The following is a 13,159-nucleotide window of genomic DNA, read 5'->3' on the forward strand; positions in this document are numbered from 1 at the left end:
TTCTGATCCGGAGGCACCTTGGCCAAAGATCGCACCCAGAGCGAGGATTTCTCCGCACCGCTACGGCGGCTGTTTCTGGGTGTGCTGATCCTGCTTTTGCTTGGCATCTTCCTGATCTGGCGCATCGACAGCCCGCGCGTGGAACGCTTCCGCGCGCAAATCACCGACGCTGTCGTGCCCAACTTCGACTGGGCCATGGCGCCGGTCACCGGCGCGGTCAACATGATGCGCAACTTTCAGAGCTATACCCGCATTGTCGAGCAAAACCGCGAGCTACGCCGCGAGTTGCAGCAAATGAAGGCCTGGAAAGAGGCCGCGATTCAGTTGAGGCAGGAAAATGCCCGTTTGCTTGACCTCAACAACGTGCGCCTTGATCCACAACTCACCTATGTCACCGGAGTGGTATTGGCCGACAGCGGCTCGCCTTTCCGCCAATCCGTGCTGCTCAACATCGGCGCCCGCGATGGCATCATCGATGGCTGGGCCGCGATGGACGGCATTGGCCTTGTGGGCCGCATCTCAGGCGTTGGCCAATCCAGCTCCCGTGTGATGCTGCTCACCGACAGCTCCAGCCGCATTCCTGCCCGCATCCAGCCGTCTGGCCAATCCGCCCTGATCGTCGGTGACAACTCCGTTGCCCCGCACGTGGATTTCCTCGAAACCCCGGACCTCGTGCGTCCCGGCGACCGCGTTGTGACCTCCGGAGACGGCGGCGTCTTCCCCGGCGGGTTGCTGATCGGCCAAGTTGCGGTGGACCCCTCCGGCCGCCTGCGCGTGCGCCTCGCCGCCGACTATGAGCGTCTCGAATTCCTGCGCGTTCTGCGCCACCACGGCCAAGAACGCCTCGACAGCCCCGGTACCGTGATAGCGCCAGACAGCCCCGATGCCTTCTCGGAGACCACCGATGGCTAACGCGGCTCTGTCCAATAAGTGGTTGATGCGGTTTATCTTTGCGCTTTTGTGCCTGCTCTTGGTCTTTGCACAGCTTCTACCTTTGGAAACCACCCCGCGCCGCTGGGCCGGGCCGGAATTCATGGTGGTTCTCGCCTTGGCGTGGGCCGTCCGCCAGCCTGATTATACCCCGCCGCTGCTCATCGCTGTCGTTTTTCTGCTGGCCGACTTCCTGCTGCTGCGTCCCCCGGGACTGGCCGCTGCGATCATGGTGTTTGCCTGCGAAATCCAACGCAACCGCGCCCCCCGCCTGCGCGACGCCACCTTTGCCACCGAATGGCTCACAGCCGCCGTCATCATGCTGGCCATCACCGTAGGGTACCGCCTGATCGGCACCATTTTCCTGCTGCCGCTGCCGTCCCTTGGCCTCATGCTGATGCAAACCATCATGAACATCGCCATCTACCCCGGCGTGGTCTTCCTGTCTCATCTGCTGTTTGGCGTGCGCCGCGCCACAGCCCATGACGCCTTGGGGGCCAACTGATGCGCGCCAAGACCCCCACCGAAATCACCGAGGTCCACGGCCGCCTCTCCCGCCGCGCGCTCCTGCTTGGCGGCACCATGCTGGCCTTTATGACCGGCCTCGGCTTTCGCATGCGCCATTTGCAACTGGACCAAGCGGACCAATACCGCCTTTTGGCCGAAGAAAACCGCATCAACATCCGCCTGATCCCGCCAGCCCGTGGTGAAATTTTTGACCGCAACGGCATTGTGCTGGCCCGCAACGAGCCGTCTTACCGCGTCACGCTGGTGCCCGAAGACGCCGGCGACGTTGACGCCGTGATCGACAAACTGGCGACCTTGGTGGAACTTGACCCCAACGAGTTGGACCGCGCCGTCACCGAGATGCGCCGCTCCCCGCCCTTCCTGCCGGTCACCATTGCGGACCGCGTGAGCTGGGACGAACTCTCCCGCGTTGCCGTCAACACCCCATCCCTGCCGGGCATCACGCCGGAAGTCGGCCTGTCACGCTACTACCCGCTACGCGGCGACATGGCCCATGTGTTGGGCTATGTTGGTCCGGTCTCCGACTACGACCTCTCCAAGATCGACAACCCAGACCAACTGCTGCGCATCCCGCGCTTCCAGATTGGCAAAGTGGGCCTTGAAGGCCGCATGGAAGACGATCTGCGCGGCGTGGCTGGCACCAAACGGGTCGAGGTCAACGCCGTCGGCCGCATCATGCGCGAGCTTGACCGCCGCGAAGGCGAGCAAGGCGACGACATTCAACTCACCATTGACCAGAGCCTGCAGTCCTACGCCCAGGCCCGCTTGGGCGAGGAAAGCGCCGCCGCGGTGGTGATGGACTGCGAAACCGGTGACCTGCTGGCCGTCGCCTCCGCCCCAACTTTTGATCCTAACCTGTTTGTCGAAGGCATCTCGGTCGCAGACTACGGCGAACTCACCGGCAACGACCACCGTCCCCTTGCGGCCAAATCCGTTCAAGGCACCTATCCGCCCGGCTCCACCTTCAAGATGATCACCGCACTGGCGGCCCTTGAAGAAGGCATCATCGGCTTCGACGACACTGTCTACTGCCCCGGCCACATGGAAATCTCCAACCGCCGCTTCCACTGCTGGAAGCGCGGCGGACACGGGCAAATGAACCTTGTGCAGGCTTTGCGTGAAAGCTGCGACGTCTATTTTTACGACATCGCCCTGCAGGTCGGCATCGACAAGATGTCCGAAGTCGCCGCGAGATTCGGGATTGGTGAAAAGTTTGACCTGCCGTTGTCCGGCGTCGCGCGTGGTCTAAACCCCTCGCGCGAATGGAAAAACTCCGTACGCGGCGAAGACTGGGTGGTGGGCGACACCGCCAACGCCTCCATTGGCCAAGGCTTTGTGCTCGCCTCGCCATTGCAACTTGCCGTGATGACGGCACGCCTGGCCACCGGCAAAGCGGTGCCGCCCCGTTTGGTAAAATCCATCAACGGCGTCGAACAACCCATTGCCGAAGCGCCCCGTCTGGACATCAGCCCCACCCACCTCGCGGAGGTGCAACGCGGTATGTATGCGGTCTCCAACCACCGCCGAGGCACAGCCTACAGCAAACGCATCATCGAAGATGAGTACCGCATGGCGGGCAAAACCGGCACCTCTCAGGTGCGCAACATCACCGCCGCCGAGCGTGCGCGTGGTGTGACTCGCAACGAAGACCTGCCGTGGAATCGCCGCGACCACGGCCTGTTTGTAAACTACGCCCCGTTCGAAAACCCGAAGATTGCCGTGGCCGTCGTGGTGGAACACGGCAGCGGCTCCAAAGCTGCCACGCCAATTGGCCGCGACATCACGCTTCAGGCGCTCTACGGCGGCACGCCGCCCCTGTCGGCCTACCCCACCAAAGACCGCAACAGCATCGAGAAACAGCAGGAAGAGCTGGAAAAACTGGTACCGGGCCGCGAAATCACGCGCCGCAACAGGGCATGAGACGCAGATGAGTTATCTCGAATATAACGTCAAACATGTGCCCACCGGGCTGCGTAAAGTGCTGCACCTCAACTGGGCCCTGCTACTGCTGATCACCGCCGTGGCCGGTGTCGGCTTCCTGATGTTGTACTCTGTGGCAGGCGGCTCTTTCCGACCTTGGGCCGAGCCGCAAATGAAGCGCTACGCCCTTGGGGTGTTCGTCATGTTCTTTGTCGCCATGGTGCCAATCTGGTTTTGGCGATCGATCTCGGGTTTTGCCTATCTGGTCACGCTGATTCTGCTGGTGCTGGTCGAGGTCATGGGCAGCGTCGGCATGGGCGCCCAGCGCTGGATCGACCTGGGTTTTATGCGCCTGCAACCTTCCGAGCTGATGAAAATCACCCTCGTGATGAGCCTCGCCGCCTATTACGACTGGCTGCCCACCGAGAAAACCAGCAAGCCGCTTTGGGTGCTGATCCCCGTCCTGCTGATCATCACCCCCACCATGCTGGTCCTGCGCCAGCCGGACCTAGGCACCTCAATCCTGCTGCTCACCGGCGGTGCCATTGTGATGTTCCTCGCAGGCGTACACTGGGGCTATTTCGCCGCTGTGATCAGCATGGTTGTGGGACTGGTGGTCGCCGTGTTCCAATCGCGCGGCACAGACTGGCAACTTTTGAAAAACTACCAGTATCGCCGCATCGACACCTTCTTGGACCCCTCCTCTGATCCGCTTGGTGCTGGCTACCATATCACCCAGTCCAAAATTGCGCTTGGCTCTGGTGGCTGGACCGGGCGCGGCTTTATGCAAGGCACCCAAAGCCGCCTGAACTTCCTGCCGGAAAAACACACCGATTTCATCTTCACCACCTTGGCCGAAGAGTTTGGTTACATTGGCGCGGTCTCCCTGCTGTCGCTTTACGCCCTCATCGTGGTGTTCTGCATCGCCTCTGCGATTTCCAACAAAGACCGCTATTCGTCGCTATTGATCCTCGGCATCGCAGGCGCATTCTTCCTGTTCTTTGCGGTGAACATGTCCATGGTCATGGGCCTCGCGCCGGTCGTCGGCGTGCCGCTGCCTTTGGTCAGCTACGGCGGCTCCGCCATGTTGGTTCTGATGGCAGGCTTTGGCCTGGTGCAATCCGCCCACGTCCACCGCCCGCGCTAACTAAGCCACCTCAACGCCCAAACACCGCCGCAGCAGCTTGATCACTGGCCGCCGCGCCTCGCGCCGCCATGTCAGCAGGCCAACCTCACGCAGTGCGCCGGGAATGGCCTCAAAGACAAGCCCGCCGTGGTGCCGGTCCAGCCCGCCCCATTGTGGCAACACCGATTGCCCCAATCCGTCCTCAACCATCTGCGCAATGATCTCCACGGCATCCATTTCACACCGCACCTGCGGCGCTGCAACCTGCGAGGTCAACGCCCGCCAACAGGCCGCACCGCCCCAAGAAGATCGGCTGTAAACCAGATAGGGCACGTCCTTAGAGTCCGCTTGCGTCACGGACCGCACAAAACCAATCGGTTGTTTCGCCAAGACGTCAAACTGCATCGTCTTGGGCAAAGCAAACGGCGGCGCCACAATCAGCGCCGCATCCAGCGCACCGTCCTCAAACTGACGAAACACCGCCTCACTGGCCGCCGGAATCAACGCCAATTCCACCGCAGGTGCCTCCGCCTCCAGTTGTTGCACCACCGTCGGGCCAAAATCACTCAACGCCGTTGACACCGCGCCCAATCGCAACCGCCCGCCCAACTGGTCCTGCGTTAACCGCCCTGCCAGCCCAGCCTTGAGCGCCACCATCTGCCGCAAATCCGGCAGCAACGCCTCACAATCTGGCGTCGCCGCCATATGCCGCCCATCGCGCACCAAAAGCGGTACTTTTAGCCCTACTTCCAACGCCGCAATCCGCTGTGCCGCCGCAGCAGCCGTAATGCCCTGACGCCGCGCTGCCGCCGCCAAAGTGCCCTCTTCCACCGCCGCCAGCAAAGTTTCCACAAATCTCACATCCATAGTTTTCCTTATGTCTGAAGATGCAAAAACAAGCTACCCTTCTTCACTTTAGGCTTCTACCTATGCACACAGACCCTATTCTGCCCCGCAAAGGAGCCGCGCATGAGCATTTTTCACCTCGCCTACAATGTCCGCGATCTCGACCAGGCCCGCGCCTTTTACGGCGACCTTCTGGGCTGCACCGAAGGCCGCAGCACCGACACCTGGGTGGACTACAATTTCTTTGGTCATCAACTCTCGTTGCACATTGGCGAACCCTTTGCCACCGCCGCCACCGGCAAGGTGGGCGAGCATATGGTGCCGATGCCGCACCTTGGTGTGATCCTGCCCAAAGCAGACTGGGACGCCCTCGCGCAACGCCTCACCGAGGCGGGTCTGGAGTTTGTGCTCAAGCCCTTCACCCGCTTTGCCGGTGAACCGGGCGAACAAAGCACCATGTTCTTCAACGATCCCTTTGGGAACCCCATCGAAATCAAAGGCTTTGCCGATATGTCCGGAGTGTTTGCCACATGATCAACGTCCTCTTTGCCGCCAAGCCCGAACGCTGGGCGGAATATGAAGCCCCGCTGAAAGAGGCACTCAAAGTCGCCGGTGTGGACGCAAACGTGCAAACCCAGTTTGCCCCCGAAGACGTCGACTACATCGTCTATGCTCCCAACAGCGCCGTGCAAGACTTCACGCCGTACACCCGCTGCAAAGCGGTGCTGAACCTCTGGGCCGGTGTGGAGAGCATCGTAGGCAACAAGTCCCTAACCATGCCGCTCTGCCGTATGGTCGATCCCGGCATGACCCAAGGTATGAAGGAATGGGTTGTGGGCCATGTGATGCGCCATCACCTTGGCATGGACCGCAATATCCTTGGCCAAAACGGCGACTGGACTCCCCATGTGCCACCGCTGGCGCAAGACCGCCGTGTGACCATCATGGGCCTTGGCGAATTGGGCCGCGCCTGCGCCGAAGCCCTACGCGATCTGGGTTTTGACGTCGCGGGCTGGAGCCGCCGCGCCAAAGACATCGCTGGCGTTACGTGCCTGCACGGTGATGACGGGTTAAAAACCGCTCTCGCCCGCGCCGACATCCTGGTGCTTCTCCTGCCAAAAACCGCCGCGACAGAAAACCTGCTCAACGCCGAGCGCCTATCGTGGATGCCGCAAGGCGCGATGATCGTGAACCCGGGCCGCGGCCCGCTGATAGATGACGACGACCTGCTGGCCGCGCTCAATAAAGGCCATATCGCCCATGCCACGTTGGATGTCTTCCGCGTAGAACCGCTGCCAAAAGAGCATCCTTATTGGGCACATCCCAATGTCACGGTCACGCCACACATCGCCTCGGAAACCCGCGTAAAAACCTCGAGCGAAGTGGTGGCCGAGAACGTGCGCCGCGGCGAGGCAGGCGAACCCTTTGTGCATGTCGTCGACCGCAGCGCGGGGTATTAGGGGCCAGCCCCTCTGGCGCAGCACGCTGCGCCATTCACCCCGGGATATTTGGGGAAGGAGAAGACGAGGGTCAGCGCAGGATTGGCGGTTTGTCCGGATCGCTGCCCGGGGTGACTGGCACGTGATCTTCGGCTTTTGGTGGTTCTGGCAGGTCAAACCGCAGCCCAACCCGCGCCAACTGCGCCGCCACCGGATCACTGGCGGCAAAGAATCCCACATCCAGCGCGCCCGCCTCGATGCCAGAGAAGGTCAGCGCTTCGTTCACCGCTTTGGCCAGCGCCCCATCCGCGCCCGGCACCACCTCCACAAAGCCCAACATGTGTGAGCGGCTGCCGCTCTCATAGGTCGTCCCCACCAGATACGCCATTTTGGCGAGTCCACCGGCCGTGCTCAGTTTAGCGTCCAGCGCTGTAATGAGCACCTCAGGAAGACCAGCAGGCGGCTCAAAGCTCTCCACTTTGGCCTCAACCTCATCCGGCGCATGCTCCAGCGTGTCCGCCAGCCAGCCAAGCGCCTCATTGGGGATCAGGATCGAGGACGGCGCCACTTCGGGATTGACCGCCAATCCAATGCCCTGCCCCGCCAGCATGTTGGCAATCACGCGACCTGACAGCCCGGCATATGGGGCGATGCGCCCCACAAACTGTGCCAGCCGCTCTTCGGTATCAAACACCAGCACAAAGCTGGCATCGGAGGTTTCAAAAATCTCCGGCGCAATGCGATCATCCTCTGGCTCTTTTTCCAGCAGCAAAAACAGCTCCGCATCCGCCAAACGCTCATAAAACCGCAGACGTGCGGCATCATCTTCCGGCGCCGCTTCCATTGCCGCATGGGCCTTGTCCAGTGGGGTCAGGTCACTCATGTCAGCACCTCCTTGATGCGGGTTTGCAGCACAGGCAACAGCTCAGCCTCAAACCAGGGATTCTTCTTCAGCCATGCCGTATTGCGCCAGGACGGATGTGGCAAGGGGAAGACCGTGGGCGCATGGTCGTGCCAAGCTTGAACTGTATCAGTCACCCCCGCCTTGGTGCCCAAATGCCACTTTTGGGCGTAGCCGCCCACCACAAGCGTCAGTGGGACGTCACCCAACACGTCCATCACTCTTTTTCGCCAGATTTTGGCACAGACCGGCGGCGGCGGAAGGTCGCTCCCGGTCGCGTTGTAGCCAGGAAAACAAAACGCCATCGGCACTATCGCCACGCGGGTTGTGTCATAGAAATCAGCCTCATCCACGCCCATCCAATCGCGCAACCTGTCCCCGCTGGGATCCGTAAACGGCCGCCCGCTCTCATGCACCCGCGCGCCCGGTGCTTGCCCCACAATCAACAGCTTGGGCTTTGCCTCAAACCACACCACCGGCCGTGGCACATGGCCTGTCGCGGTGGCTGCAAACCGGTCTGCACATATTTGGCAGCCCTGTATTTCCTGGCGGAGTGACATGCCCCCTGATAGCCCGCCAAACTTATTTCGACAATATTCGAAATAAGGCTTGCGCGACTCACTTATTTCGATATTTTTAGAAATATGAAACACAGTGACCCAACAGATATCTCCCTCGAAGTGGCTGCCTCCACCTTTGCGGCGCTTGGATCGGAACAACGGCTCTCGGTTCTGCGCTGCCTGGTGCGCGCGGGCCATGAGGGCCTCTCCATCGGAGAGCTTGGCAAACGCAGCGGCGTGACCGGCTCCACCTTGACCCATCATATGAAGATCCTCGCCCAGGCCGGGCTGGTGACTCAGGAAAAACAAGGGCGGTCCATCATCTGCGCCGCCATCGCTTATGACGCTGTGCGCGATCTCTCCACGTTCCTGTTGAGAGAGTGCTGCGCCGATCTCGCCCAAAAGTGCAAGGAGCACGACCATGGCTGATACAACCCAAAACGCCCCCGCCCCGTGGCGATCCCGATGGAAAAAACTCGACAAAGCCTGGCTCGCGGTGGCGATCATCCCGCTGATCCTGCTGCTGGTCGCACCGGAAAAGTTTTTGCCCGCGTCTGAGATCGTCATTGAGGCGATGAGCCACACCGGCATTTTCATCATCATCGCCATCACGCTTGTGGCCTTTGTGAAAGCCAGCGGTGCCGACAACCTGATTGCCAAGGCGTTTCAGGGCAACCAGGTGCGCATGATCATCCTCGCAGCCTTTATGGGCGGCCTGTCGCCCTTCTGTTCCTGTGAAGTCATCCCCTTCATCGCCGCCCTGCTCGCGGTTGGTGCGCCATTGGGGGCCGTGATGGCCTTCTGGCTGGCGTCGCCCCTGATGGATCCGGCCATGTTTACAATCACTTGGGGCGAATTGGGCCTGGACTTCGCGCTGGCCAAAACCGTCGCCGCCGTGAGCATCGGCATGATGGGTGGCTTCCTGACCATGACCTTCTCCAAAAGCGCAGTCTTTGCCGATCCGCTGCGGGAAAAACCGCAGGTCGGCGGCTGCTGCGGCACCAAAGCGCCGTTCTCCGAAAAGCCTGTCTGGAAATTCTGGGGCAACGCGGATCGCCGCTCTGTCTTCCGCGAGACCTGGCTGGAAAATGCGCTGTTCCTCGTGAAGTGGCTGCTCATTGCTTACATGTTCGAGGCGCTGATGATTGTCTATGACACCACGGCTTGGGTCGGTCAGTTCCTTGGTGGCGAAGGCTTTGGCACCATCCTGATCGCAGCGCTGATCGGCATGCCCGCCTACCTCAACGGCTTTGCCGCCGTGGGCTTTATCAGCGGCCTGATGGAACAAGGCATGTCCCAGGGTGCCGCCATGTCCTTTGTGATCGCCGGTGGCGTCAGCTGCATCCCCGCCGCCATCGCGGTCTGGGCCTTGGTGAAACCGCGCATCTTTGCCGCCTACCTCGGCTTTGCCCTAACCGGCGCGCTGATCGCAGGCACCGTCTGGCAAGCGGTTGCGTAAGCCAAAACCTTAACCAAAACCCATGCAAACCACCGGTGCCCCCAAGCATCGGTGGTTTTTTGCATCAGTGCTTAACAAAGCAACTGGAAACACTGAATTTCCCCAAATTTCCCCGGGACTTCTGCATTCCGTTTCAATTTTTTGCATTTCTTGCCCCATTCCCGCCTCAGACAGTTGCTATCTGCCTGACAAATCCGACATATTGGGCAAAACGCCGTCAGAGCGTTAACCACTATGGTGTATAGTTTTGTGCTATAACGGCACGTGAGAGCAGTTTCAGGAGCAGGTAATGCTCGAGTTCGACAATGTGAGTAAGTCCTTCTGGACCGGCACGCAGCGCAAGGTCATCCTTGAGCGCGTCTCTTTTCGTGTCGAATTGGGCAACTCCCTTGGCATCCTTGCCCCCAATGGCACCGGCAAGACCACGCTGATCAATATGATGGCGGGGCTGGAAAAACCTGACGAAGGCACCATCCGCCGCGACTGCCGTATTTCTTTCCCGCTGGGGTTCATGGGTGGCGTGGTGAACAAACACACCGCCGTGGAAAACAGCCGCTACATCGCCCGCCTTTACGGGCTGGACCCGGATTATGTCGAGGCCTTCTGCCGCTGGCTGTGCAACCTCGGCGAATATTTTGATCAGCCACTGGGCACCTATTCGTCCGGCATGCGCTCACGTTTCACCTTTGCGCTGATGCTCGCGCTGGACTTCGACATCTACCTGATTGACGAGGGCATGCCCTCCTCCACCGATGTGGATTTCAACAAGAAAGCCGGTGAGGTGCTCCGCGAACGCCTGCGCACCACCACAATTGTGATTGTGTCACACCAGCCGCAAGTGCTGGAAAAATTTGCCAGATCGGCGGCGGTGTTGCTGAACGGCAAACTCTATATGTTCGACACCTTGGAAGAGGCCAAGCAGCTCTATGACTACCAAACCCAAGGCTAAGAAATTCCGCGTCCGCCGCAGCGAGACCCCGCCGGCCCAACCGGCTGCGGAAGGTGCCGCGCCGCCCCCTCAGGGCGAGCCGCAACCACGTCCACGCGCTGTGAACCTGCCCAACCCGGGCGCGCAGCCACAGAGCCAAGCCGCGCCGCAACCAACGCCGCAGCCCGCTGCCGCCAACACAGCGCAGCCCACGCCGCAAGGGGCAGAGGCCGCAATTGACGCGATCAAACGCGAAGGTCTCACCGGCCGCCAACTGCGCATGGCCCGCCGCATCGCGCAGAAAAACAATCTGGCGCCTACGTCTGACTATGACGCCGTGCGCCTGCTGCGCGAGGCGGGCATCGATCCGTTCCAGCGCACCAACATGCTGGACCTCATGCCTTCCGACAAAGGGAGCAAGCCCCCTGCCAAGGCGGGCAAGGTACAGCTGCCGCAAACCATGCCCATGGGCAAAGCCAACCTGCCATCGACCGAGACCATGTCCCCGGCAGAGATGCGCGCGCTCGAGATTGGCGAAATCCAGAAAGACATTGCCCGCCGCCGTCGCCGCCGCCTGCTCCTGCTGCTGGCACGCCTCTCGGCCTTTGTCTTCCTGCCAACAATCTTTGCTGGCTGGTACTTCTACAATGTCGCCACGCCGATGTACTCAACCAAATCCGCCTTCCTGGTGCAACAAGCCGACAGCACCGGCGGCGGTGGTCTTGGCGGTCTGTTACCCGCGCAGCTCAACTCCAACCAGGACGCTATCGCGGTGCAGGACTACCTGACTAGTAAGGACGCAATGATCCGGCTGGACAGCGATGTGGGCTTCAAGGGGCACTTCTCCGATCCCAACATCGACCCGATCCAGCGGTTGGACGAAAACCCGTCCAACGAAAAAGCCTATAAGGTATACAAGAAATTTGTAAAAATCGGCTACGACCCAACCGAGGGTTCCATCCGCATGGAGGTCAGCGCCGCTGATCCAGAAATCGCAACGCAGTTCTCCAAAGCGCTGATTTCCTATGCCGAACAACGGGTTGACGACCTCTCCCAACGCAAACGCGAAGACCAGCTGCGCGACGCCCGCAAGAGTCTCGAGACCGCCAAAGAAGAGCGCCGCAATGCGCAGGTGGAACTTGTGCGCCTGCAAGAAAGCACCGTGCTTGACCCCGAAGGCGTGATTGCCTCCCTGCGTCAACAGATCACCAATCTGGAAATCCAGCTTCAAGAGAAGCAATTGCAACTCGCCGCTTTGCAAGACAACGCCCGCCCCAACAAGGCCCGTGTCGAAGGTGTACAAGGCGACGTGCGCCGCCTGGAGGCTGCTCTGGCCACCCAGCGCGCCCGCATGACAGAGGCCACCGCAGGTGAGGAATCCCTCGCTGCCAAAACCTCTCAAATCCAGATCGCACAGGCCGACCTCGCCGCTGCTGACCTGCAAATGCAGACCGCGTTGCAGACCCTGAAGCAGACCGAATTGGAAGCCAACCGTCAGGTGCGCTATCTGACCACCTCGGTGGATCCGGTCTCCGCCCAGGACCCGTCTTACCCGCGCAGTTTTGAAAACACGATCTTGGCCTTCCTGATCTTTTCGGGCATCTATCTGATGATCTCGCTGACCGCGTCCATCCTCAGAGAACAGGTGTCTTCGTAATGAAACATGTAAATGTTGGTGCTCTCACCATCGGCAATGACCTTCCTTTGACGGTCATTGCTGGCCCATGCCAATTGGAGAGCAAAAACCACGCCGAAATGATCGCAGGCACTATGAAAGAAGCCTGCGCCAAGGCGGGCGCGCAATATGTCTTCAAAGCCAGCTACGACAAAGCCAACCGCACGTCGCTCACCGGCATTCGTGGCCTCGGCTTGGATGCGGGCCTTTCGGTTCTGGACGGCATCCGCAAGGACTTTGACGTGCCCGTGCTGACCGATGTGCACACCGAAGAGCAATGCGCCCTGGCGGCTGAGGCCGTCGACATCCTGCAAATCCCCGCCTTCCTGTGCCGCCAGACCGACATGCTGCTGGCTGCCGGCAAAACCGGCGCTGCGGTGAACGTGAAGAAAGGCCAATTCCTGGCCCCTTGGGAGATGGGCAACATCGTCACCAAAATCGAAAGCACCGGCAACACCAACATCCTGTTGACCGAGCGCGGCACCTCCTTTGGCTACAACACGCTGGTGGCGGACATGCGCTCCCTGCCGCAGATGGCCAAAACCGGCTACCCGGTGGTGATGGACGCCACCCACTCCGTGCAACAGCCCGGCGGTCAAGGCGGCAGCTCCGGCGGTCAGCGCGAGTTTGCCCCCGTGATGGCCCGCGCCGCTGTCTCTATTGGAACGGCCGCCGTTTTCATCGAAACGCATCAGGATCCGGACAATGCGCCCTCTGATGGCCCAAACATGATCCCGCTTGACCAAATGTCTCATCTGATTGACACATTGATGCAGTTTGATGTGTTGGCCAAAGCCAACCCAATTGCTATTTGATAAACTGATTTTTGAAGAAGAAAGACATTGCC

Annotated in this window: 14 protein-coding genes; 11 read left to right on the top strand and 3 right to left on the bottom strand. The window is 60.5% G+C overall.

Annotated features, from left to right (window positions below):
• Window positions 1–18 precede the first annotated feature (18 nt).
• From mreC to rodA, 4 genes are read left to right on the top strand one after another with little or no spacing between them, the layout of a single operon-like run.
• Window positions 19–912 (top strand): rod shape-determining protein MreC, encoded by an 894-nt coding sequence (gene mreC / locus SIB38_RS18265; protein WP_294116340.1) that lies wholly within the window; start codon window positions 19–21, stop codon window positions 910–912.
• On the top strand, window positions 905–1,435 hold the full coding sequence (locus tag SIB38_RS18270; protein WP_412550778.1) for a rod shape-determining protein MreD: 531 nt from the start codon (window positions 905–907) through the stop codon (window positions 1,433–1,435). The genes mreC and SIB38_RS18270 overlap by 8 nt, the downstream gene beginning before the upstream one ends.
• The gene (mrdA, locus tag SIB38_RS18275; RefSeq protein ID WP_294116343.1) at window positions 1,435–3,378 is read left to right on the top strand and encodes a penicillin-binding protein 2; all 1,944 of its coding nucleotides are present in this window, start codon (window positions 1,435–1,437) and stop codon (window positions 3,376–3,378) included. Before SIB38_RS18270 ends, mrdA begins: the two co-directional genes overlap by 1 nt.
• A 7-nt stretch (window positions 3,379–3,385) precedes the next feature.
• Window positions 3,386–4,525, top strand: coding sequence for a rod shape-determining protein RodA (gene rodA, locus SIB38_RS18280; protein WP_294116344.1), 1,140 nt, complete (start codon window positions 3,386–3,388; stop codon window positions 4,523–4,525).
• On the opposite strand, the gene SIB38_RS18285 is transcribed toward rodA, so the two are convergent.
• Window positions 4,526–5,371, bottom strand: a complete 846-nt coding sequence (locus SIB38_RS18285; protein ID WP_294116345.1) for a LysR family transcriptional regulator — start codon at window positions 5,369–5,371, stop codon at window positions 4,526–4,528.
• Between the two features lie 102 nt (window positions 5,372–5,473).
• On the opposite strand from SIB38_RS18285, the gene SIB38_RS18290 reads away from it, so the two are divergent.
• Both SIB38_RS18290 and SIB38_RS18295 read left to right on the top strand, forming a co-directional pair.
• Window positions 5,474–5,884, top strand: a complete 411-nt coding sequence (locus tag SIB38_RS18290; RefSeq protein WP_294116346.1) for a VOC family protein — start codon at window positions 5,474–5,476, stop codon at window positions 5,882–5,884.
• Window positions 5,881–6,810, top strand: a complete 930-nt coding sequence (locus tag SIB38_RS18295) for a 2-hydroxyacid dehydrogenase (RefSeq protein ID WP_294116347.1) — start codon at window positions 5,881–5,883, stop codon at window positions 6,808–6,810. The genes SIB38_RS18290 and SIB38_RS18295 overlap by 4 nt, the downstream gene beginning before the upstream one ends.
• 70 nt (window positions 6,811–6,880) lie before the next feature.
• Here the strand turns inward: SIB38_RS18295 and SIB38_RS18300 are convergent, their stop codons facing one another.
• A complete protein-coding gene (locus SIB38_RS18300; RefSeq protein WP_294116348.1) occupies window positions 6,881–7,672 on the bottom strand; it encodes an SseB family protein in 792 nt (263 codons plus the stop codon).
• Window positions 7,669–8,250 (bottom strand): uracil-DNA glycosylase family protein, encoded by a 582-nt coding sequence (locus SIB38_RS18305; RefSeq protein ID WP_294116349.1) that lies wholly within the window; start codon window positions 8,248–8,250, stop codon window positions 7,669–7,671. Before SIB38_RS18305 ends, SIB38_RS18300 begins: the two co-directional genes overlap by 4 nt.
• Before the next feature lie 84 nt (window positions 8,251–8,334).
• Here SIB38_RS18305 and SIB38_RS18310 point away from each other — a divergent pair, with 84 nt between their 5' ends.
• From SIB38_RS18310 to kdsA, 5 genes are all read left to right on the top strand, one after another.
• Window positions 8,335–8,679 (top strand): ArsR/SmtB family transcription factor, encoded by a 345-nt coding sequence (locus SIB38_RS18310; protein WP_294116350.1) that lies wholly within the window; start codon window positions 8,335–8,337, stop codon window positions 8,677–8,679.
• Window positions 8,672–9,709, top strand: a complete 1,038-nt coding sequence (locus SIB38_RS18315) for a permease (protein WP_294116351.1) — start codon at window positions 8,672–8,674, stop codon at window positions 9,707–9,709. The genes SIB38_RS18310 and SIB38_RS18315 overlap by 8 nt, the downstream gene beginning before the upstream one ends.
• A gap of 289 nt (window positions 9,710–9,998) precedes the next feature.
• On the top strand, window positions 9,999–10,658 hold the full coding sequence (locus SIB38_RS18320; protein WP_294116355.1) for an ABC transporter ATP-binding protein: 660 nt from the start codon (window positions 9,999–10,001) through the stop codon (window positions 10,656–10,658).
• The gene (locus tag SIB38_RS18325) at window positions 10,636–12,294 is read left to right on the top strand and encodes a capsule biosynthesis protein (RefSeq protein WP_412550779.1); all 1,659 of its coding nucleotides are present in this window, start codon (window positions 10,636–10,638) and stop codon (window positions 12,292–12,294) included. Before SIB38_RS18320 ends, SIB38_RS18325 begins: the two co-directional genes overlap by 23 nt.
• The gene (gene kdsA, locus SIB38_RS18330; RefSeq protein ID WP_294116358.1) at window positions 12,294–13,127 is read left to right on the top strand and encodes a 3-deoxy-8-phosphooctulonate synthase; all 834 of its coding nucleotides are present in this window, start codon (window positions 12,294–12,296) and stop codon (window positions 13,125–13,127) included. The genes SIB38_RS18325 and kdsA overlap by 1 nt, the downstream gene beginning before the upstream one ends.
• Window positions 13,128–13,159: the final 32 nt, after the last annotated feature.

Origin of the sequence: Shimia sp. MIT910701, from assembly GCF_047126315.1 — a bacterium.
In the GTDB taxonomy this organism is placed as follows: domain Bacteria; phylum Pseudomonadota; class Alphaproteobacteria; order Rhodobacterales; family Rhodobacteraceae; genus Shimia.